Genomic DNA, 20,412 nt, shown 5'->3' on the forward strand with positions numbered 1-20,412 from the left:
GAGGTCTCCCACCACGAGAGTGGGTAAGGCTCCCGGTAGACGACCGGGTTGATAGGCCGGAGGTGGAAGCACGGTAACGTGTGGAGCTGACCGGTACTAATAGGCCGAGGACTTGACCACAAAGCATCATGCTTTGGTGTGTGCTGCGCTCTGTTACTCTTCGCCGGGTCCAGAGCTGCGCCACACTGAAGATCTTGCTCGCGTCCACTAGGCAATTCTGAGACAGCAAGCAGTCGCTTGTGTGTTTCGGAGGGTTACGGCGGTTATGGCGGGAAGGAAACACCCGGTTACATTCCGAACCCGGAAGTTAAGCTTCCCAGCGCCGATGGTACTGCACTCGGGAGGGTGTGGGAGAGTAGGTCACCGCCGGACAATCTTTGATGGGGGTCCATGCGGGTCTGGCATTCGTGCCGGGCCTGTGTGGGCCCCTTTCGCATGCCCGCAATCGACCGGTATCAGGTCTGGTCCCTGCTTGGGGCGGACATTTGGATTCGGGTGGGCGTCGGCTGCGGACTTTGGGTTCGGGTGGGGGTCGGCTTGTGCCGGCGGACTGGTTATGTGTCTGCTGCCTTCAGGGTGGCGCCAGGTGGGCATGCGTGAACCTGCGTGTGCCAGCCCGCATGTCGTGAATCATGCTGCTGCGAACCAGGTGATCTCCTTGGGCCCTCATGTGCCTGAGGTGCATGAGGCCGGCCGCTGCTGCATGCGACATGAGGCGGGGCGCGTACCGGCCAAGGGGGCGCGTACCGGCCAAGCTCGCGTGCTCGGGTTCTCCTGGTCCAGTTCTGCTGCTCGGGTTTTGTGTGACCTGGCGGGGGCTCGTGGCTGTCTGGGACCGCTGGGCGGTCGAATGTCACGCTTTGAGGTCGCGTCGGTTCAGGGAGTTGATGGAAATGGGCGCCGTGGTGGACAGGGAGGCGGCACACTGGTGTTCGGCGGCCATCGCGGGGTTCCCCTTCAGTCCAGGTCATGCACTCGAAGGATCGTGCGATGGCCGTCTTCGTGTCTTCGGACAGCCGAGACCGTCAGCGCTCGGCCGCTTCCTGGGTCTGGAGGAGCGGCTCGATGCGGTAGGGGATCTGTGTGGAGAGGGCGATCGTGCTGTCCGTGCGCTGCACCGCCGGTGAGGCCAGCACGGCGGCGATGATCTCCTGAAGGTGGTCGGTGCTTCTCGCCACCACCCGGCAGAGCAGGTCGTGCTGCCCGCTCGTACCGTGCACCTCCAAGATCTGCGGCACGCTGTGCAACGCATGGACGGCCTCCGTCAGGCGCCCCTGGGCGATCTGCAGCCAGACGAACGCCAGGATCGGGTATCCCGCCAGAGCGGGTGACACCGTGGGGCCGAAGTCTTCGATGACGCCCCGCGCCATCAGCTTCTCCACCCGCGCCTGTACGGTGCCCCGGGCGACGCCCAGGAGGCGTGCGGTCTCGGTGAGGCCGATGCGGGGATGGGCCCGCATGGTCACCAGGAGCCTGGCATCCAGCTCGTCCACGGGAGCCTCCTCGCGACTGTGCGATTCGTCCATCTCATGCACGTTCGGTCGTGCGGTACTTAGCGTATCGACCAGTCGGAGGCAGCGCTCTTGCCAGACTTTCGTGGAGTTGCTGTCATCTGGTGCATGTTCGAGGAAGCGCAGTATTTCGCCCCGGTCGCGGAGCAGGATGACGGTTCGGTCGTGGTCGAGCTGGCGTCCTCCCATCCCGGCTTCGCGGACCCGGTCTACCGGGCCAGGCGCAACGCCATCGCGCAGCTGGCTGTGAACCACCGCAAGGGCACGCCGATCCCCGCTGCCGAGTACACCGAGCAGGAGCACGGCATCTGGGCGCTGGTCACCAGGGAGCTGGCGGTCAAGCACGCCAAGTACGCCACCGCCGAGTTCCTCGAAGGGGCGGAGCGGCTCGGCCTGCCCGACGACCGGATCCCGCAGCTTGAGGAGGTCAGCGGGCTGTTGTCGCCGCTGACCGGGTTCCGCTACCTGCCGGCTGCCGGGCTCGTCCCGTTGCGTGACTTCTACGGCGTGCTCGCGGACGGGTACTTCCACTCCACCCAGTACATCCGCCACCTTTCCGTGCCGTTCTACACGCCGGAGCCGGACATCATCCACGAGGTCATCGGGCACGCCAACGCGCTGGCCCACGACCGGTACGCGGCCCTCTACCGGCTCGCCGGCGCCGCGGCTCGGCGGGTGGAGAGTGTGGAGGCGTTGGAGTTCGTGTCGAAGGTGTTCTGGTTCACGCTGGAGTTCGGCGTGATGAGCGAGGGGCCGGAGCTCAAGGCGTACGGGGCGGGCATCCTGTCCTCGTACGGGGAGATCGAGGAGTTCCGCGGCATGGACATCCGGCCGCTGGACCTTCGGGTGATGGGCACGACGCAGTACGACATCACGAAATATCAGGATGTGCTGTTCCGGGCGGAGTCGCTCCAGCATCTGGAGGATGTCGTAGGCGGGTTCTGGGAGACCTGCGACGACGATTCGATCGCTGGGTTGCTGGGCGGGAACCGGGGGTAATGGCGCGACGACGGGCCAGCGGTTGTGGCGGGGGCAATGGTGTGGTGGCCATCGCGGGAGATCCTGCGATGGCCGTCGCGCGCCGTACGACTTGGTGCTTGGTCGCGGTCCAGTCGTGGAGTTCGGTGTGGGTTGGCTGGACGCCGACAACCGCGATGCGGGAGCGACCGGCGCTGGGGCGGGGGTTCTGGCGGCCGATCGTGGGGTTCGCGCGCGGCGGTGGGTGCTTCCGGTGGTGTGTGGTGGTGGCTAGCGACGGGTCGTAGTTTGTCGGGATAATCTGGCAATGATCGTCGGCAGGGTGGCGCGCCGGGTCGCGGTGGCCGCCCTTTTGGTGGCGCCGCTGGCTGTGCCCGCGCCGCCCGCACTTGTGCCACCCCGTCCTGCGCTCGCCGCCGCCGACAGGCCCGACGGGAGATCCGCCGACAGGCCCGACGGGAGATCCCAGAGCGGGTCTGACGGGAGATCCCAGAGCGGGTCTGACGGTGAACCCGAGAGTGACTACGACAGCGCACTCATGAGTGACCCCGACGGCGCACCCGCGAGTGACCCGGACGGCGCACCCGAGGGCGACCCCGACGGCGAGTTCGTGAGCATGCCTGCGGACAAGCTCGACAGCGGCACCACGGCCCAGACCGCGCGTGAGGGCCGGAGAAGCATCGAGAGCGCCGGGTTCAGGGGTACCGGTGATGAGGTCGAGCGTGCCGGCACCGTGCCCCTGCGGGACGCCCGCGAGGCCGCGAACAAGCCTTCGCGGCGGGAGAAGGTCGTGCCCGTTCCCGCCAAGAGCCTGACGCGGCGGCTCGACCGTTACCTCGCCGGTCGGCCCGGGCCCGTGACCGCCATGGTCCGGGACCTCACAGACGGCCGCCTGTACCGCTACCACCGTGGCGAGCGCCTGATCACCGCCAGCTCCGCCAAGGTGCAGATCCTCATGGCGCTCCTTCTCCGCACCCCGTGGCGCGAGCTGCCCAAGGCCGTGCGCCGCGACGCCGATCTGATGATCCGCTACAGCGACAACCACGCGGCCGACCGGCTCTGGGTGCGCATCGGCGGTCCGGACGGGTTCACCAGGGCGGGGCGCAGGTTAGGGCTGCGTCACACCGCGGGCGTGCCGGGTAGGTGCGTGGATCTGTACTGCTGGGGGATCACGCCCACCTCGGCCGAGGACCAGGTGCGGCTGATGCGAGCCCTGATGTCGGACCGGAGCCCGTTGCCCGCGAAGGATCGGGAGCAGGTGCTGCGGTTGATGGGCCGGGTCGTCGCCGGGCAGAACTGGGGGGTCAGCGCCGCTGCCTGCGAGGGTGACCGCGTGGCTCTGAAGAACGGCTGGCTGAAGCGGGTCTCCACCAAGCGTTGGGCCGTGGTCACGGTCGGGCTGATCCGCGGGCGCGGCAAGGGCGCAGTGGGGCACGATTACGCGGTCGCGGTGCTCAGTGAGGGCGCCGCCGAGGTGGGGCACGGCATCGCGACCGTCGAGGGTGTGGCCACGCGCGTCATGCGGGCGTTCCGCACCTGCCGGGGGTCATGAGCCGCAGCGAACCACCGGTCCTGCGCACCCGCTGGGCCTGACGGCTGCCCCGCATCTGCCGGTCCTGCGCACCTTGCCGGGCCTGACAACTGCCCCGCACCAGCCGGCCCCGCGCACCTGTCCGCGTGACCATCTGCGGGAGGCGACTGCCAGTCGCGGCCGGCCGGTGGCGCTTCGGGGCATGGCGCGGCGAGCACCCTGGGCCAAGCGGACCGCCAGTACCACCGACCCACACCGCCGCTACAGACCCACACCACCGCTACACACCCGCACCGCCACCGACCCGCACCAGGCCCATCGGCGACCGCCGCCGCCCCAGGCCCTCAGGCGCCCAGCTCAACCACCGCCGAGGATCAACCAGGTCAGGAAGGTGAGCCCGGGGTGACGAGGCGGTAGCCGACCCCGCGTACCGTCTGGATGAGCTGGTCGTCGTCGTCGCCAAGGCGGGCGCGCAGTCGCTTGACGTGGACCGCGATCGTGTTCGTGGACGTGCCGGCCCCCGCATGCCACACGTGCCTCATGATCTGCTCACGCGTCACCGTGCGGTCGGCGTTGCGCATCAGGTACAGCAGCAGCTCGAACTCCCGCAGCGGCAGGTGGACGACCCGCCCGTCCACGCGTACCCGGTAGGCCCGCACGTCCAGCTCGACCGCCCCGACGGCGAGCACGTCGCGCTGCTCCGGGGAGGCGGCGTGGATGAACGGCAGCAGCTCGGGCACCCGGTACGGCCGGGCGACGCAGGCGGCGGCCCCGGCGGCGAGCGCCTGGAGGGCCTGGTCGGCGTTGCCCTCTCCGACCCCGAGCAGGACGGGCACGGCTCGGGCGACCCGGACCGCGCGCACGAAGTCGACGGCGTTGATGACCGGCAGCGTGGCCGACACGAGCACCACGTCCGGCTGGAGCGCGCCGGCCTGCAGGAGGCCCTGGGCGCCGTCGGGCGCGCCTGTGACGGCCACGCCCTCGCGTTCGAGGGCGTCGGCGAGTTCTCCGACGACCTCCTCGTCGGGGTCGGCGATGAGCAGTACGGGCCTGGTCCGTGTGTCCCCGTGCACCGTGGATGCCGCCTGCTGGTGGGTCATCAGCCGAAACGCCCGGTGATGTAGTCCTCGGTCGCCTTCTGCGAGGGGTTGGTGAACATCCGGGAAGTTTCGTCCATTTCCACCACCTTGCCCGGCTTGCCCTGCTCGGACAGGTTGAAGAAGGCCGTCCGGTCGCTGACCCGGGCCGCCTGCTGCATGTTGTGGGTGACGATGACGATCGTGTACTGGTCCTTGAGCTTGACCATGAGGTCCTCGATCGCCAGCGTGGAGATCGGGTCGAGCGCCGAGCACGGCTCATCCATCAGCAGCACCTGCGGCTTGACCGCGATCGCGCGGGCGATGCACAGTCGCTGCTGCTGGCCGCCCGACAGGCCCGCGCCGGGCTTGTTGAGCCGGTCCTTGACCTCGTTCCAGAGGTTGGCGCCCTTGAGCGACTCCTCGACGACGCCGTCGGTCTCCGACTTGGAGACGCGGCCGTTGAGCCGCAGGCCCGCCGCCACGTTCTCGTAGATGGACATCGTGGGGAACGGATTCGGACGCTGGAAGACCATGCCGATCAGCCTGCGCACCGACACCGGCTCGACGGAGGTCCCGTAGAGATCCTCGCCGTCGAGCAGCACCTTGCCCTCCACCCGCGCGCCGGGGATGACCTCGTGCATGCGGTTGAGCGTGCGCAGGAACGTCGACTTGCCGCACCCTGACGGGCCGATGAACGCCGTGATCGAGCGCGGCTCGATCGTCATCGAGACGTCCTCGATGGCCTTGTGCGACCCGTAGTACGCGTCGAGACCGGAGACCTGGATCTGCTTGGACATTGCGCTGATACCCCCTATCGGCCCCTGGCGGGCGAGCGCCACCAGGCGATGAGGCGCGCCACCAGATTGAGCAGCATGACGATCAGGATGAGCGTGAGGGCTCCGGTCCAGGCCCGGTCGATGGCGGTGTCGTTGGGACGTGCCGCCTGGTCGAAGACATAGAGGGGGAGCCCCATCTGCGGCCCGTTGAACGGGTCGTTGTTGATGGAGTCGGTGAAGAACACGGTCAGCAGCAGCGGCGCCGTCTCGCCGGCGACGCGGGCGACGGCCAGCATGACGCCCGTGACGATGCCGGTGAGCGCGGTCGGCAGCACGACCTTCACGATCGTGCGCCACTTGGCCACGCCCAGCGCGTACGAGGCCTCGCGCAGGTCGTTCGGCACCAGGCGGAGCATCTCCTCGGCCGACCTGACCACCGTCGGCATCATGAGGATCGACAGGGCGAGCGCCCCGGCCAGGCCGGAGAACGGCATGCCGAGGAACAGGACCCAGAACGCCAGGATGAACAGGCCGGTGACGACGGACGGGACGCCGGTCATGACGTCCACGAAGAAGCTGATGGCCCGGCTCAGCCGGCCGCCGTTGCCGTACTCGGTGAGGTAGATCGCCGTGAGCAGGCCGATCGGCACCGAGATGGCGGAGGCGAGCAGCACCTGCTCCAGCGTGCCGATGATCGCGTGGTACGCGCCGCCGCCCGCGTCGCGCGCGCCGATGTTGCGCATGGAGTGGGTGAGGAACTCCATGTCGAACCGGGCCAGACCCTTGCTGATCACCAGCCAGAGCACCGAGACGAGCGGCACGACGGCCAGGGCGAACGCCAGATAGACCAGCCCCTGCGCCAGGCGGTCCTTGACGCGGCGGCCGGTCGAGATGTGCTGGACGGTGGTCATGCGCCGCTCCTCGCGTATTCCTTGCGGCGGTTGATGATCATGCGGGCGGCCGTGTTGACGAGCAGCGTGATGACGAACAGCACCAGGCCGGAGGCGATCAACGCGCCGCGGCCGATCGGGGTGGCCTCGCCGAAGCCGTTGGCGATGTTGGCCGCGATGCTGTTGCCGTGCGGGGTGAGGATCTCGAACGTGATGTCGAACGTGGCGGGGAAGATGAGCGCGACCGCGATCGTCTCGCCCATGGCCCGGCCGAGGCCGAGCATCGAGGCGCTGACCACGCCGGGGCGGCCGAACGGCAGGACCGCCATGCGGATCATCTCCCAGCGGGTGGCGCCGAGGGCGAGCGCGGCCTCCTCGTTCATCTTCGGGGTCTGGAGGAAGACCTCGCGGGAGATCGCGGCGATGATCGGCAGGATCATGATGGCCAGCACGACGCCGCCGGCCAGCATGGTCTTGCCGCCGATCGCGCCCTCGCCGGAGAACAGCGGGAACCAGCCGAGGTGCGCGTTCAGCCACTCCGAAGGCGTCTTGAGCAGCGGCACCAGGAACGTCACGCCCCACAGGCCGTAGACGACGCTGGGCACGGCGGCGAGCAGGTCGACCAGGTAGCCGAGCGGCCCGGCCAGACGGCGGGGGGCGTAGTGGGAGATGAACAGCGCCACGCCCATGGCCACCGGGGTGGCGATGACCAGCGCGATGGCGGAGCTGAGGACGGTGCCGAAGGCCAGGGCGGCGATGCCGAAGACCTGGCTGCCGTTCGGTTCCCAGGTCAGGTCGGTGAAGAAGCCGCCCTTGTTGGCCCGCAGCGCGGGAACCGCCTCGCTGATGAGGAACACGGCGATGGCCGCCATGATCCCGAGCAGGAGGATGCCCGCGCCGGTGGCTGCGTAGCGGAAGGGCGTCTCACCGTGGCTGCGCCGCGAGGCGGGCCGGCCCGTGGCCGGCCCGCCCCCGCGGGTACGGACGTCAGTCGTCATCGGCGATCAGGAGATGGCCTCGACGGCGGAGCGGACCTTGGTCAGCAGCTCGCCCGACAGGGGAGCGTAACCGAGGTCCTTCAGCGCGGTCTGGCCCTCGTCGCTGGCGGTGTAGGTGAGGAAGGACTTGACCAGCTTGGCCTCCTCGGGGGCCAGACCCTTCTCACAGGTGATCTCGTACGTCACGAGGACGATGGGGTAGGCGCCCGCCGTCTTGGTGCCGTAGTCGATCTTCAGCTTGAGGTCGTTGCCGGTGCCCTCGACCGTGGCGGTCTCGACGGTCTTGGCCGCGCTCTCGGCGGTCAGCTCGACGAACTCGCCCGTGCCGTTGGCGACCTTGGCCTTCTGGAGCTGGGAGTTCTCGGCGAACGACAGCTCGACGTAGCTGATGGCGCCCTCGGTGCCCTTGACCGACGAGGCGATGCCGTCGGAGCCCTTGGCGCCCTGGCCCTTGGCCTCGGCGGGCCAGGCCTTGGCCGGCTCGTACGGCCACTCGGCGGTGGCCTTGAGGAACTTGGTGAAGTTGTCGCTGGTGCCCGACTCGTCGGCCCGGTGGAAGGCCTGGATCGGGGTGGCGGGCAGCTTCGCCTGCGGGTTGTCGGCCTTGATGGCCGCGTCGTCCCACTTGGTGATCTTGCCGCTGAAGATGGCGCCGATCGTCTTGGGCGAAAGCTGCAGGCCGTCCACGCCCGGGAGGTTGTAGACGACGGCGACCGGGCCGGTGACCATCGGGATGTTGATGGCCTTGCCGGTCTTGCAGCGGGCGTCGGCCTGCGCCGGCTCGCCCTTGTCCTCCTTGAGGGCCGAGTCGGAACCCGCGAAGGCGACCGTGCCCTGGATGAACGCCTGCACGCCCGCCCCAGAGCCGCTCGGCTGGTAGTTCACGCTGACGCCGGAGTTCTTGGACTGGAAGTCCTTCTTCCACTGGTCGATCGCGTTGGCCTGGGCCGAGGAACCGGCGGCGTTGATGGTGCCGCTCAGCCCGCCTTCGGCGGCGCCCGTGGCCGCGGCGGAGCTGGTGCCCGCGTTGCTGCCCGAGCTGTTGTTGTCTGTGCCGCACGCAGCGAGCGAGAGCGCGCCGACTACGGCGACGGCGGCGAGCCGGCCTGCATACTTCACGGTTGGGTTCCTCCCACTTGGTCCTTAGTCGCCCTTGAAGTTATGCAGGCAAAGTGACTCGCAACCCCTGACGAGGGTGAACGTTCGGTGAACGGGCCCGGTCGCCCCCATGATGGGGTTTATGACGTATCGCGTATGCCTCGTGTGCATGGGGAACATCTGCAGGTCACCCATGGCGGAGGTCGTCCTCCGCCGCGTGCTGGAGGGCCACGGGCTGGCCCGGCGCGTGACCGTGGAGAGCGCGGGCACGGGCGGCTGGCACGCCGGCGACCCTATGGACGACCGCGCCCTGCGCACGCTGTCCGACCACGGGTACGACGGCTCGGCGCACCGCGCCCGGCAGTTCACCCACGACTGGTTCGACCGCTACGACCTGGTCCTCGCCATGGACCGCGACAACCTGGCCGTCCTGCGCGGGATGGCGCCGGCCGGCGTCGAGGTGAGCCTGTTCCGCTCGTTCGATCCGGCGGCGCCCGAGGGGGCCGAGGTGCCCGACCCGTACTACGGGGGGCCCGAGGGTTTCGAGGAGGTGCTGGAGCTCGTCGAGGCGGCGGCCGAGGGCGTGGCGAAGCACATCAGCGATGAGATCGGCTGAGGACCTCGGCGGCTCGCGCGGCCGGCGGCTGCGGCGGGGCGTGCTGGACGACGGGCGGCAGGTCTTCGCCAAGGTGGGGACCGCCTCGCCGGCGTTCGCCTCGGAGGCGGCGGGGCTGCGGTGGCTGGGCGAGGTGATCGCCGTCCCCGAGGTCGTCGAGGTGGCCGAGGACCGGCTGGTGCTGTCGTGGGTGGACACGGAACCGCCCGCCCCGGCCGCCGCCGAGCGGTTCGGGCGGGAGCTCGCGCGCATGCACGCCGCAGGGGCGCCCGCCTTCGGCGCGCCCTGGCCGGGCTTCATCGCGGACCTGCCGATGGACAACTCGCCCGCCGACGACTGGCCGTCGTTCTACGCCACCCGCCGCGTGCTGCCCTTCGCACGGCGGGCCGGCCTGCCCGCGGAGGACGTACGGCTGATCGAGCGGGCCGTGGAGCGCTTCCCGGAGGCGGCAGGGCCGCCGGAGCCGCCGGCCCGCATCCACGGCGACCTGTGGAGCGGCAACGTGCTGTGGTCCGGCGGCACCGGGGTGCTCGTCGACCCGGCGGCGCACGGCGGGCACAGGGAGACGGACCTGGCCATGCTGGCGCTGTTCGGCGTGCCGTACGAGGACCGCATCCTCGCGGCGTACCAGGAGGAGAGCCCGCTGGCGGACGGCTGGCGGGATCGCGTGCCGCTGCACCAGCTCCACCCGCTGCTGGTCCACGTGGTCCTGTTCGGCGGGTCGTACCGGGACAGCCTCATGCGGGCGGTGGCCCGAGTGGCGGCCCTCGGCCGGTGAACGGTCAGGCGCGCGGGTCGCGGCCCTCGTTCAGGCGCTTGAGGACCTCGTCGTGCAGGAGGCCGTTGGTGCAGACCATGCTGCCGCCCTCCAGGCTCGCCACGCCCTCGACGTCGGTCCAGACGCCGCCCGCCTCCTCGACGATCACCGTCAGGGCCGCCATGTCCCAGGGCGACAGCTCCGGCTCGGCCGAGATGTCGACCGAGCCCTCGGCGACCATCATGTGCGACCAGAAGTCGCCGTAGGCGCGGGTGCGCCAGCAGGCGCGGCCGAGGTCGAGGAACGGGCCGAGGCGGCCGGTCTCCTCCCAGCCGCCGAAGCTGGAGTAGGAGAACGACGCGTCGCCCAGGCCGGCGACCTGCGACACGCGCATGCGGGTGGCCCTGGCCAGGCTCTTGCCGGTCCACGCGCCGCCCTCGGTGGCGGCCCACCAGCGGCGGCCGAGCGCCGGAGCCGACACCAGGCCGACGACGACCTTGCCGTACTCCATCAGCGCGATCAGCGTCGCCCACACGGGCACGCCGCGCACGTAGTTCTTCGTGCCGTCGATGGGGTCGACGATCCAGGACCTGGCGCCCCAGCCGGTCCGGCCGAACTCCTCGCCCACGACCGCGTCGCGCGGGCGCGCGCGGCGCAGCGTGCCACGGATGATCTCCTCGACCGCCCGGTCCGCGTCGCTGACCGGGGTGAGGTCGGGCTTGGTCTCGACCTTGAGGTCCACGGCCTTGAACCGGCGCATGGTCAGGTCGTCGGCGGCGTCCGCCATCACGTGGGCGAGGCGTAGATCGTCGTTGTAACCCTGCACGGTTTGCCACGCTACCGTGCCGGGCGGCTCGCGCATCAGGGGCCCGCGTCGCCTTTCCCTCTTTCGCCGCGGCTCGGGGGTTACCGAGACTCCCGCGCTCATCCCCGTGGGGACTACTCCCGGCGTCGTAGTCCGGTCGGTCGTTGATCCCGGTGCGGTAGTGGCAGATGACTCCGCTCGCAGGACGCCCCCGGACGGCAACCGGCCGACGATACATGGGACGGGATGCCGGTCGAGGGCGTGGGGACAGAGAGCCCCCGTCGCGGTCATTGATCACGAGAGGGCGGGATGTTGTGAAGAGGCGTATGGCGACATGGGTGAGCGTGGCCGTGCTGGGGGTCAGTGGGGGCACGGGGGCGGTGGCTCCCGCGTCCGGAGAGACGAGGGTCGCGCCGGCCGACGGGTTCGCGCCGGCCGGCTTCGATCCCGCGGAGCTGCAGTCCGCCATGGACGGCATCCATAGCGCGGGGATGCCGGGTGTGTACGCCGAGGTGCGCGAGGCCGGCCAGGTATGGCGCGGCGCCTCCGGGGTCGCCGACCTCGAGACCGGCCGTCCCGTGCGGCCGGACATGCGGCAACGGGTCGGCAGCATCACCAAGGCCTTCACCGCCGCCGCGATTCTGCAGCAGGTCGAGAAGGGCCGGATCCGGCTCGACGCGCCGATCGGCCACTATCTCCCGAAGCTGGTGCCGGGTGATCGCGGCAGGGAGATCACGGTGCGGATGCTGCTCAACCACACCAGCGGCCTCGCCGAATACCTCACCTATGCGTTCCCGTCCCTGGCGAAGTACCCCTCCCTGCCGGACATATCGCCCAAGAGCCTTGACGACAACCGGTTCAGGCGGTTCCCCCCGACCGAGCTGATCAGGATGGGGGTCACGGCGCCTGCCACCGGCGAGCCCGGAGGCACTCCGGGGGTGTACTCCAACACCAACTACCTGCTTCTCGGCGAGCTTCTGGAGCAGGTGACCGGCACCACGGCCGAGCAGTACATCACCCAGAACGTCATCAAGCGTGCTGGGCTCCGGCACACCGAGTTTCCGGCCGGGCCACGCATCAAGGGGCCGCACCCGCGGATGTACGAGGCGTTCTTCGGCCTGATCGACCCGCCGCGCGACTACAGCGTCTATGACATGTCCTGGGTCGGGGTGTCGGCCTCGCTGGTGTCGACCATGGAGGATCTCAACCGCTTCTATGACCGGCTGCTCGCCGGCAAGATCGTCAAGCGGTCGTCGCTGGCGCAGATGCAGCGCACGGTCCCGGTCATCAGCCAAACCGGGCAGAAGATCGACTATGGCCTCGGGCTGCAGGTCAAGACCACGGATTGCGGCACCTTCTGGGGCAACGACGGCTCGGCCTGGGGGGCCGCAACGGCGTCATGGACCCGCGCGGACGGCAAGCGGCAGATGTCCGTCGCGATGAACCTCGTGAGGTGGAACAAGCCCGACTCTTCGGGCAAGCCGCAGCCCCACGCCATCGACGGCGCGCTGTCGGCCTTCTCCCGGCTGGCGCTGTGCGGCCACGGAGACGCCTAGGTCGAGAACACGCCCGCCATCCCGGGCGGGGAGCAGGCCGATGACCGCGATCCGCTCCCCGCCCCGGATCGACCGGCGATCCACCCACCGGATGAACGTCCACTGCAGGAAGGCGCCTGGGCATGACTGTCACCCCGATCGATCTCTTCGCGTCGTCTGTCCACCTTGTCCAAGGCGGCACGATTCGCGCCGGGAAGGCGGCAACGGACTCCGGTCAGGACGGCTGGCAGCTGGTGACCTTCTACGCGAAGACCGACGCCGACGTCCATGCCGACCATTGGGAAGTCCACCCCGAGGCCGAGGAGATCCTGTCCTGCCTCATCGGGAAGATGCGCCTCTACCTCCGACCGGAGCGGCCGGGACAGCAGGAGGAAGAGATCAGGCTGACGGCCGGAACCGCGGCGATCGTCCCGCGCGGGCGATGGCACCGCATCGAGCTGGACACCCCCACGAACATCATGGCCATCACCCTGCCGCGTGGCAGTCGGCTGGAGAAGCGAACCGAAACATAGGCACTCGCCGCGGGCTTCTCGTCCGTACGCTCGCCAGACGCGAGCAGCGTCGGGGCATGACGGCGAGGTCCGGTGGCTGACGGATCGGCCACAGGATGACGTCCGGCGACGGACGCGCTGGCCAGGGTTCGAGGTCAGGTGGCGGAGGACTCGTCCGGGGCGCCGTCGCGGCTGGACAGCAGCCGGCGCAGCGACTCCAGGCGGACCTGGTCGGCGTGCCCCGCCGCCACCCACGCGTCCAGGGCGCACCCCTCACCCAGGTGGGTACAGCCCTTGGGACAGCCGACCGTGCCCTCCACCAGGTCGGGGAAGCCCGCGAGCACCGTCTCGACCGACACGTGGGCGAGGCCGAAGCTGCGCACCCCCGGCGTGTCGATGATCCAGCCGCCCTCCGGCAGCTCCAGGGCCACGGCCGACGTCGAGGTGTGGCGTCCCCGGCCGGTCACCGCGTTGACCTGGGACACCGCCCGGTTGGCGTCGGGCACGAGCGCGTTGACCAGTGTCGACTTGCCCACCCCCGAGTGGCCCACGAGCACGCTGATGCGGCCGGTCAGGTGCTCGCGCAGCTCGTCCAGCGAGCCGCCCTTGCGCACCACGACGTGCGGCACACCGAGCGGCTGGTAGAGGCCGACCAGGTCGTCGGGCGGCGCCAGGTCGGACTTGGTGAGGCACAGCAGCGGATCGATCTCGGCGTCGAACGCGGCGACGAGGATCCGGTCGATCATGCGGGGCCGGGGCGGCGGGTCGGCCAGTGCGGTGACGATGACGAGCTGCTCGGCGTTGGCCACGACCGGCCGCTCGATGCCGTCGGTGTCGTCCGTGTCGTCGGCCGAGCGCCGCAGCATCGAGGTGCGCGGCTCCACCCGGACCACCCGGGCCAGCGCGTCGGGCCGGCCGGACACGTCGCCGACCAGCGCCACCCGGTCGCCCACCACGATGCCCTTGCGGCCCAGCTCCCGGGCCTTCATCGCGACGACCAGGTGGGAGCGCGGGCGCCCGGCGCGCTTGGCGGCCGAGCCCTTGGGCCGTTCCGCCTCCACCAGCGTGGTGTAGCGGCCCCGGTCGACCGCCACCACGAAGCCCTCGACGGCGTCCTCGTGCGCAGGCCGGATGCGGGTCCGTGGCCGTGAGCCCTTGCCCGGCCTGACCCGTACGTCGTCCTCGTCGTACTCCCGCTTCTTCAGCGGTCTTCACCCCTGTGATCGCTCTGGCACGGCCTCGGCGCACCGAACATCGGCGGCACCCCGAACAACTCCGTAGGCCCCGGTGGCCGCACCTGCTCGGTGGACCGCAGCGGCCGCACTCGCTTCGCCGGCCCCGGCGGCCGCGACGGCTTCGGGGCGCTCATCGCCTGCCCAGCATCGACGCCCACATGTCCGTGAACTCCGGGAGGGTCTTACCCGTCGTCGCGATGTTCTCCACCTCGACACCGGGGACGGCGAGCCCGAGCACCGCGCCGGCGGTGGCCATGCGGTGGTCGTCGTAGCTGTGGAAGACGCCGCCGTGCAGCGGGCGCGGACGAATGACCAGGCCGTCGTCGGTCTCCTCGGCGTCGCCGCCCAGCCGGTTGATCTCGGTGGCGAGCGCCGCGAGCCGGTCGGTCTCGTGCCCCCGCAGGTGGGCGACGCCGCGCACGCGGCTGGGGGAGGAGGCCAGCGCGGCCAGGGCGGCGATCGTGGGTGTCAGCTCGCCCACCTCGCGCAGGTTGGCGTCGATGCCGTCGATCCGGCCCGAGCCGGTGACCGTCAGATCGCCGTCCTCGCTCAGACGGACGGTGGCGCCCATGCCGGTGAGCAGCCCGCGCAGCGCGTCGCCCGGCTGGGTCGTACGGGCCGGCCAGCCGGAGATCGTGACCGTGCCGCCGGTGACCATGGCCGCCGCCAGGAACGGCGCCGCGTTGGACAGGTCGGGCTCGACCGTCAGGTCACGCGGCGCGACGGGGCCGGGCTCCACGCGCCACACGTCGCGCTCGGAGTCGTCGACCCGCACGCCCACCTCGCGCAGCATCTGGACGGTCATGTCGATGTGCGGCTGCGACGGCACCGGCGGGCCGGCGTGGCGGATCGTCACGCCCTTCTCGAAACGCGCCGCCGTGAGCAGCAGCCCCGAGACGAACTGGGAGGAGGCCGACGCGTCGATCGTCACCTCGCCGCCCGCGATCGGCCCGCTGACGGTGAACGGCAGCGCGTCGCCCTCCACGCGGGCACCCAGGGCGCGCAGCGCGTCGAGGATCGGGCCCATGGGACGCTTGCGGGCGTGCGGGTCGCCGTCGAACGAGACGGGGCCGTCGGCCAGCGCGGCCACCGGCGGGACGAACCGCATGACCGTGCCGGCCAGGCCGGCGTCCACGTGCGCGCCGCCGCGCACCGGGCCGGGCGTCACCCGCCAGTCGACCGAGGCCGAGGTCTCGGCCACCGGCTCCAGCGTCGCGCCGAGGGCGCGCAGGGCCGCGACCATGAGGTCGGCGTCGCGGCTGCGCAGCGCCCGGCGCACGGTGCCCGGCCCGTCGGCCAGGGCGGCGAGCACGAGGGCGCGGTTGGTGACCGACTTGGAGCCGGGCAGCTCGACGGACGCGGTCACGGGGCCGGTGGCGGCGGGAGCGGGCCAGTGCTGAGCGGGCATGGGCCAAGCCTATCGGGCCAGGGCCGGACCGGCCGTCGTCCTCGTCGGGACCCTGTGGACGAACGCCGCCCCTACGGACCGGTCTGTGGACGGACGCCGGTCCCTCGCCCGCGACCGTGGACAGGCGGGGTCCCCACGCGGTCGCCGCGTGTGGACACGCGAGCGGAGGCCGTACGTGGCAATGTGGGGGCATGTGCGGTAGATACGCGTCGGCGCGCAAGAAGCACGAGCTGCTGGAGGAGTTCCAGGTCGAGCTCGACGGCGATCCCGACCAGGAGCTGGCCCCCGACTACAACGTCGCGCCCACCAAGAACGTCTACGCCGTGCTGAGCCGGGTGCCCAAGGAGGCCGAGCGGGCGGTGCGGCAGCTCAGGGTCGTGCGATGGGGCCTGGTGCCCGCCTGGGCCAAGGACCCGTCCATCGGCTCGCGCATGATCAACGCCCGGGCCGAGACCCTGGCGGAGAAGCCGTCGTTCCGGCAGGCGTTCGCCAAGCGCAGGTGCCTGCTGCCCGCCGACGGCTACTTCGAGTGGATGCCGGTCGAGGGCGACGACGGCAAGAAGCGCAAGCAGCCGTACTTCATCCGCCCCGACGACGGCGGGCTGCTGGCGATGGCCGGCCTGTACGAGTTCTGGAAGGACCCCTCGCGCGAGGACGACGACCCCCTCAAGTGGCTCGTCACCTGCACGGTCGTCACCACGGACGCCGAGGACGAGCTCGGGCGCATCCACGACAGGATGCCCATGATGGTCGAGCCGGACCGCTGGGCCGAGTGGCTCGACCCCAAGCTCACCGACACGGAGACCGTCTCCGGGCTGCTGGTGCCCGCCACCCCGGGCCGGCTCGCCGCGGTCCCCGTCTCCACCGCCGTCAACAACGTCCGCAACAACGGCCCGGAGCTCGTCGAACCGCTCCCTCCCGAGGAGGCGCCCGCGCTCTTCTGAAGGTGTAAAAGGACGGTCAAGTGGGCATTTCGGTGAGGAAAGCGGTGCATTCGCTTACGAGGAGTCACCGCCACCACATTGCCCCCCATGCGCCGCGCGGGACAGCCGGGGACTCCCGCCGCGGGTTGCCGTCATTCACCCGGAGGTGCGGATCCGTGGAGGACACGTCCGCTCGCCAGAGGCTGCAAAAGATGCTCGCCGACCTCGACCGCTCGATCGGGGTGTTACGGGGAGACCGGGTCGCCGTCAACGACCGCTCGCCGGCCGACGCCGGGTCCGACCTCAGCGACGCCGACCGCGCCCAGGCCATGCTGACCGTCGCGGCGACGCAGCGGCGGGCCGTGCTGGACGCGCTCAAGCGCCTCGACGACGGCACCTACGGCAGGTGCGTCGACTGCGCCGAGCCGGTGCCGGAGGGCCGCCTGGAGGCCCGCCCCGAGGCGGCCCGCTGCGTGCAGTGCCAGGGCAGGCGGGAACGCCGCCGCTGACGAGCCGCGCACCCGGGCCGCTGCGGGTCTAACACGGGCCGGCACGGGCTCGGGCCGCACAGGCCCGCACGGCCCGGCGCCCGGTGTCAGGGCTTGCGGGCGCTGGCCACCAGGTGGATGCCGACCGTGTCGTCGTCGTCGAAATGCGCCTCCAGCTCCGTGCGCACCAGCCAGTTCATCGCCCTGGTGCCGGAGCCGAGCACGTGGTCCACCGTCGAGGGCGACAGCACTGTGCGCGGGCGGACCCACTCGACCTCCAGGCCCGCGTCCATCAGCAGCTCGCGCAGCTGGGAGCCGCTGAAGCAGCGCGTGATGCTGCCGTCGGGCCAGGGCACCAGCATGACCTCGCCGGTCTGGCGCAGGTGCTGCCACTGCCCCTGCTCGGCCAGGATCGCCATGCCCAGGACCAGCGAGTCGACGCAGACCAGCGCGCGCCCGCCCGGCTTCAGCACGCGCGTCACGTCGCTCATCGCCGACTCGGCCATCAGCTCGATCGACATGGCCCGCTCCTCGGCGACCACCGCGTCGACGCTCGCGTCGGGCAGGAACGACAGGTCGTCGGCGCGGACCTGGCGCACCTCGCCGCTGTCATGGCCGGGGGAGTCGGCCTCGCGCAGCCGCTGCGGACCCTCCACGGGCCGCAGCCTGGACTGGACGTCGGCCACGCGCCGGAAGTCGAGCACCTCGACCACGCGGTGCCCCGCCCTCGACAGCTGGCCGGACCAGCGTCCACGCCCGCCGGACAGGTCGAGCACCACGGAAGGCTCGGCGGGTAGCCACCGGCTCAGCTGCTCGGCCACGACGGCACGGTAGAAGGTCCAGTACGGTCCGAGCGTCCCTGAGCCGTTCAGTTCCTCGGCCGGAATGGGCAGCACACGCGACTCCTGGGTTCCGGAAAATGGCTACCAGCCGGTACGTATGGTTTTCCCCGCACCGGGTCGTTCGTCACCTTCCATCTTGCGGGAACAGACGCGGGCACGGGCGTGTTGCGACGAGCATGCTCGCTGTTGTCGATGGACGCGACCGTCTCGGCGCTCGTAGGCTCGTACCTCGCTCTCTTTCGCCGAGCTCTCTTTCGCCCAGCTCTCTCCCGCCGAGCTCCGCCTCGCCGGGCCCCGCCACCTATCAGAAGGTGGACCCGGTCCCCGGTGACCGGGCGCCGCTTGACGAGCGGGTATTCTCCCCTGAGTACGGTGTCCCGTCACAACCGGCCACCGGTGATCTTAGGGGGGTGGGCCTGGTGCCCGCGACAGGCGCGGAGACACTCGAACAGCGGAGCGAGCGGTTCGAGCGCGAAGCGATGCCCTATCTGGAGCAGCTCTACTCCGCGGCGCTCCGGATGACCCGCAACCCGTCCGACGCCGAGGACCTGCTCCAGGAGACCTTCGCCAAGGCGTTCGCGTCCTTCCACCAGTTCCAGGAGGGCACGAACCTCAAGGCCTGGCTGTACCGGATCCTGACGAACACCTTCATCAACAGCTACCGCAAGAAGCAGCGCGAGCCGAAGCAGTCGGGCACCGAGGAGATCGAGGACTGGCAGCTGGCCCGCGCGGAGTCGCACTCGTCGAGCGGTCTGAAGTCCGCCGAGGTGGAGGCGCTGGAGCACCTGCCCGACGGCGACATCAAGGAGGCGCTCGCGGCGCTTCCCGAGGAGTTCAGGATCGCCGTCTACCTCGCCGACGTCGAGGGCTTTCCGTACAAGGAGATCGCCGACATCATGGGCACTCCGATCGGCACCGTCATGTCGCGGCTCCACCGCGGCCGCAGGCAGCTGCGGGCGCACCTGGAGGACTACGCCCGCGAGCGCGGCCTCGTCCCCGCGGAGGGCTCCAAATGAGCTGTGGAAACCCGCACGAGACCGACTGCCGTGAGGTGCTCGACAAGGTCTACGCCTACCTCGACGGCGAGCTCGCCGAGGGCGACTGCGTCGACATCCGGGTGCACCTCGACGAGTGCGGGCCGTGCCTGCAGGAGTACGACCTCGACAAGGTGGTCAAGCAGCTCGTCGCCAAGCACTGCGGGTGCGATCCGCTGCCCGGCGACCTCCGGTCCAAGGTGCTGGCGCGCATCGCACAGGTGAGATCCGACCTGTCCGACTAGGATTCCCCCCATGCGCGTGCTCGTCACCGGGGGTGCCGGCTTCATCGGATCCAATCTCGTCGACCGGTTGCTGGCCGACGGCCACGAGGTCGTCGCCGTGGACGACCTGTCGTCCGGTGACCGCGACAACCTCGCGGGCGCCCTGGGCGGCGACCGGTTCCGCCTCCACGTGCTCGACGTGCGCGATCCCGCGCTGGCCGAGCTGACCGCCGAGGCCAGGCCCGAGGTGGTCTGCCACCTGGCCGCGCAGATCAGCGTGCGCCGCAGCGTGGCCGACCCCGTCCACGACGCCATGGTCAACGTCGTCGGCACCGCGTCGGTGCTCGCCGCCGCCCATGCGGGCGGCGCGCGCAAGGTGGTCTTCGCCTCCTCCGTCGCCGTCTACGGCCGTCCGGGCACGATCCCGGTGCCCGGCGACGCGCCGGCCGACCCGCGCTCGCCGTACGCGGCCTCCAAGCTCAGCGGCGAGACCTACCTCGCCACCTTCCGCGCCCTGCACGGCATCGAGTACACGACTCTCGTGCTGTCCAACGTGTACGGCCCGCGCCAGTCGCCCGAGGGCGAGGCCGGGGTGGTGGCCATCTTCACCGACGGGCTGCTCAGCGGCGTCCCCACGGTCGTCCACGGCGACGGCACGCAGACCCGCGACTACGTGTACGTCGACGACGTGGTCGACGGGTTCGTCCGGGCGTGCGGCCAGGCCGGCGACGGCCGCCGGTTCAACCTCGGCACCGGCATCCAGACGACCGACCGCAGGCTCCACGCCCTGATCGCCGACGCCGCGGGCCGCCCCGACAAGCCGGGGTTCGCGCCGCCCCGCCAGGGCGACCTGCCCGCCATGGCGGTCGATCCCGTGCCCGCCTATGACGGCCTCGGCTGGGAGCCGCGCACCGACCTCGCCACCGGTCTGAAGAACACGGTCGAGTGGGCCAGGAGTCGCCGGGGGTAGCCGGTTGATTACGCTTTGCTTGCGATTCGTGACTCGGCGGGTGCGGTGACCCCGTCTTCTGTACCGTGAGCCCCAGGACCTCAAGGGGGAGGACGCGGATGTCGAAGCCATGGATCGCCCGCCTGATCACGGGCATCTCGTTGATCGCACCGGTGGCGCTGCTGATCGCGGGCGGGGGCTTTTTCCCGCCCGGGGTCTCGTG

Annotated in this window: 21 protein-coding genes and 2 rRNA genes; 13 read left to right on the forward strand and 10 right to left on the reverse strand. The window is 70.7% G+C overall.

Annotated features, from left to right (window positions below; genetic code table 11):
- Positions 1 to 120: ribosomal RNA gene (locus MTP10_RS08835) — 23S ribosomal RNA — on the forward strand; the annotation flags it as partial.
- A 135-nt stretch (positions 121 to 255) separates the two neighbouring features.
- Positions 256 to 372 (forward strand): 5S ribosomal RNA (rrf, locus tag MTP10_RS08840).
- A 653-nt stretch (positions 373 to 1,025) separates the two neighbouring features.
- Here the strand turns inward: rrf and MTP10_RS08845 are convergent.
- Positions 1,026 to 1,493: an Lrp/AsnC family transcriptional regulator gene (locus MTP10_RS08845; RefSeq protein ID WP_310708558.1), complete on the reverse strand. Its 468-nt coding sequence runs from the start codon at positions 1,491 to 1,493 to the stop codon at positions 1,026 to 1,028.
- A gap of 126 nt (positions 1,494 to 1,619) precedes the next feature.
- On the opposite strand from MTP10_RS08845, the gene MTP10_RS08850 reads away from it, so the two are divergent.
- Both MTP10_RS08850 and MTP10_RS08855 read left to right on the forward strand, forming a co-directional pair.
- Entirely contained in the window at positions 1,620 to 2,510 is an 891-nt protein-coding gene (locus MTP10_RS08850) for a phenylalanine 4-monooxygenase (RefSeq protein WP_310708559.1), read from the forward strand.
- A 517-nt stretch (positions 2,511 to 3,027) separates the two neighbouring features.
- Positions 3,028 to 4,041, forward strand: coding sequence for a serine hydrolase (locus MTP10_RS08855; protein WP_310708560.1), 1,014 nt, complete (start codon positions 3,028 to 3,030; stop codon positions 4,039 to 4,041).
- Between the two features lie 362 nt (positions 4,042 to 4,403).
- On the opposite strand, the gene MTP10_RS08860 is transcribed toward MTP10_RS08855, so the two are convergent.
- The 5 genes from MTP10_RS08860 to pstS are packed head-to-tail and all read right to left on the reverse strand — an operon-like array spanning position 4,404 to position 8,882.
- On the reverse strand, positions 4,404 to 5,120 hold the full coding sequence (locus tag MTP10_RS08860) for a response regulator transcription factor (RefSeq protein ID WP_310708561.1): 717 nt from the start codon (positions 5,118 to 5,120) through the stop codon (positions 4,404 to 4,406).
- Positions 5,120 to 5,896, reverse strand: coding sequence for a phosphate ABC transporter ATP-binding protein PstB (pstB, locus tag MTP10_RS08865; RefSeq protein WP_310708562.1), 777 nt, complete (start codon positions 5,894 to 5,896; stop codon positions 5,120 to 5,122). Before pstB ends, MTP10_RS08860 begins: the two co-directional genes overlap by 1 nt.
- Before the next feature lie 14 nt (positions 5,897 to 5,910).
- Positions 5,911 to 6,786: a phosphate ABC transporter permease PstA gene (gene pstA, locus MTP10_RS08870; RefSeq protein ID WP_310708563.1), complete on the reverse strand. Its 876-nt coding sequence runs from the start codon at positions 6,784 to 6,786 to the stop codon at positions 5,911 to 5,913.
- Positions 6,783 to 7,763 carry a phosphate ABC transporter permease subunit PstC gene (pstC, locus tag MTP10_RS08875; RefSeq protein WP_310708564.1) on the reverse strand — a complete coding sequence of 327 codons (981 nt, stop codon included), beginning with the start codon at positions 7,761 to 7,763 and terminating at the stop codon, positions 6,783 to 6,785. The genes pstA and pstC overlap by 4 nt, the downstream gene beginning before the upstream one ends.
- Before the next feature lie 6 nt (positions 7,764 to 7,769).
- Entirely contained in the window at positions 7,770 to 8,882 is a 1,113-nt protein-coding gene (gene pstS / locus MTP10_RS08880) for a phosphate ABC transporter substrate-binding protein PstS (protein ID WP_310708565.1), read from the reverse strand.
- Positions 8,883 to 9,054: 172 nt separating this feature from the next.
- Here pstS and MTP10_RS08885 point away from each other — a divergent pair, with 172 nt between their 5' ends.
- Positions 9,055 to 9,477, forward strand: a complete 423-nt coding sequence (locus tag MTP10_RS08885; RefSeq protein ID WP_397334433.1) for a low molecular weight protein-tyrosine-phosphatase — start codon at positions 9,055 to 9,057, stop codon at positions 9,475 to 9,477.
- Positions 9,464 to 10,255 carry a fructosamine kinase family protein gene (locus tag MTP10_RS08890; protein WP_310708567.1) on the forward strand — a complete coding sequence of 264 codons (792 nt, stop codon included), beginning with the start codon at positions 9,464 to 9,466 and terminating at the stop codon, positions 10,253 to 10,255. Before MTP10_RS08885 ends, MTP10_RS08890 begins: the two co-directional genes overlap by 14 nt.
- A 4-nt stretch (positions 10,256 to 10,259) precedes the next feature.
- Here MTP10_RS08890 and hisN read toward each other — a convergent pair whose 3' ends face one another.
- Complete coding sequence (gene hisN / locus MTP10_RS08895; RefSeq protein WP_397334434.1) at positions 10,260 to 11,096, reverse strand: histidinol-phosphatase; 837 nt, start codon at positions 11,094 to 11,096, stop codon at positions 10,260 to 10,262.
- A 269-nt stretch (positions 11,097 to 11,365) separates the two neighbouring features.
- Between hisN and MTP10_RS08900 the strand changes: the two genes are divergently transcribed.
- Positions 11,366 to 12,595: a serine hydrolase domain-containing protein gene (locus tag MTP10_RS08900; protein ID WP_310708569.1), complete on the forward strand. Its 1,230-nt coding sequence runs from the start codon at positions 11,366 to 11,368 to the stop codon at positions 12,593 to 12,595.
- A 122-nt stretch (positions 12,596 to 12,717) separates the two neighbouring features.
- Complete coding sequence (locus MTP10_RS08905; protein WP_310708570.1) at positions 12,718 to 13,107, forward strand: cupin domain-containing protein; 390 nt, start codon at positions 12,718 to 12,720, stop codon at positions 13,105 to 13,107.
- Positions 13,108 to 13,241: 134 nt separating this feature from the next.
- Here the strand turns inward: MTP10_RS08905 and rsgA are convergent, their stop codons facing one another.
- Both rsgA and aroA read right to left on the reverse strand, forming a co-directional pair.
- Complete coding sequence (rsgA, locus tag MTP10_RS08910) at positions 13,242 to 14,291, reverse strand: ribosome small subunit-dependent GTPase A (RefSeq protein ID WP_310708873.1); 1,050 nt, start codon at positions 14,289 to 14,291, stop codon at positions 13,242 to 13,244.
- A 160-nt stretch (positions 14,292 to 14,451) separates the two neighbouring features.
- Positions 14,452 to 15,729, reverse strand: coding sequence for a 3-phosphoshikimate 1-carboxyvinyltransferase (aroA, locus tag MTP10_RS08915; RefSeq protein WP_310708571.1), 1,278 nt, complete (start codon positions 15,727 to 15,729; stop codon positions 14,452 to 14,454).
- A gap of 191 nt (positions 15,730 to 15,920) precedes the next feature.
- Between aroA and MTP10_RS08920 the strand changes: the two genes are divergently transcribed.
- Complete coding sequence (locus tag MTP10_RS08920) at positions 15,921 to 16,673, forward strand: SOS response-associated peptidase (protein ID WP_310708572.1); 753 nt, start codon at positions 15,921 to 15,923, stop codon at positions 16,671 to 16,673.
- A gap of 155 nt (positions 16,674 to 16,828) precedes the next feature.
- Positions 16,829 to 17,161 carry a TraR/DksA C4-type zinc finger protein gene (locus MTP10_RS08925; protein WP_310708573.1) on the forward strand — a complete coding sequence of 111 codons (333 nt, stop codon included), beginning with the start codon at positions 16,829 to 16,831 and terminating at the stop codon, positions 17,159 to 17,161.
- Positions 17,162 to 17,247: 86 nt separating this feature from the next.
- Here MTP10_RS08925 and MTP10_RS08930 read toward each other — a convergent pair whose 3' ends face one another.
- A complete protein-coding gene (locus MTP10_RS08930; protein ID WP_310708574.1) occupies positions 17,248 to 18,036 on the reverse strand; it encodes a methyltransferase domain-containing protein in 789 nt (262 codons plus the stop codon).
- A 356-nt stretch (positions 18,037 to 18,392) separates the two neighbouring features.
- Between MTP10_RS08930 and MTP10_RS08935 the strand changes: the two genes are divergently transcribed.
- From MTP10_RS08935 to MTP10_RS08945, 3 genes are read left to right on the forward strand one after another with little or no spacing between them, the layout of a single operon-like run.
- Positions 18,393 to 18,998: a sigma-70 family RNA polymerase sigma factor gene (locus tag MTP10_RS08935; protein ID WP_310708575.1), complete on the forward strand. Its 606-nt coding sequence runs from the start codon at positions 18,393 to 18,395 to the stop codon at positions 18,996 to 18,998.
- Positions 18,995 to 19,261 (forward strand): mycothiol system anti-sigma-R factor, encoded by a 267-nt coding sequence (gene rsrA, locus MTP10_RS08940; RefSeq protein WP_310708576.1) that lies wholly within the window; start codon positions 18,995 to 18,997, stop codon positions 19,259 to 19,261. Before MTP10_RS08935 ends, rsrA begins: the two co-directional genes overlap by 4 nt.
- Before the next feature lie 10 nt (positions 19,262 to 19,271).
- Complete coding sequence (locus tag MTP10_RS08945; RefSeq protein WP_310708577.1) at positions 19,272 to 20,210, forward strand: NAD-dependent epimerase/dehydratase family protein; 939 nt, start codon at positions 19,272 to 19,274, stop codon at positions 20,208 to 20,210.
- Positions 20,211 to 20,412 lie beyond the last annotated feature (202 nt).

Origin of the sequence: Nonomuraea sp. 3-1Str (assembly GCF_031570565.1) — a bacterium.
In the GTDB taxonomy this organism is placed as follows: domain Bacteria; phylum Actinomycetota; class Actinomycetes; order Streptosporangiales; family Streptosporangiaceae; genus Nonomuraea.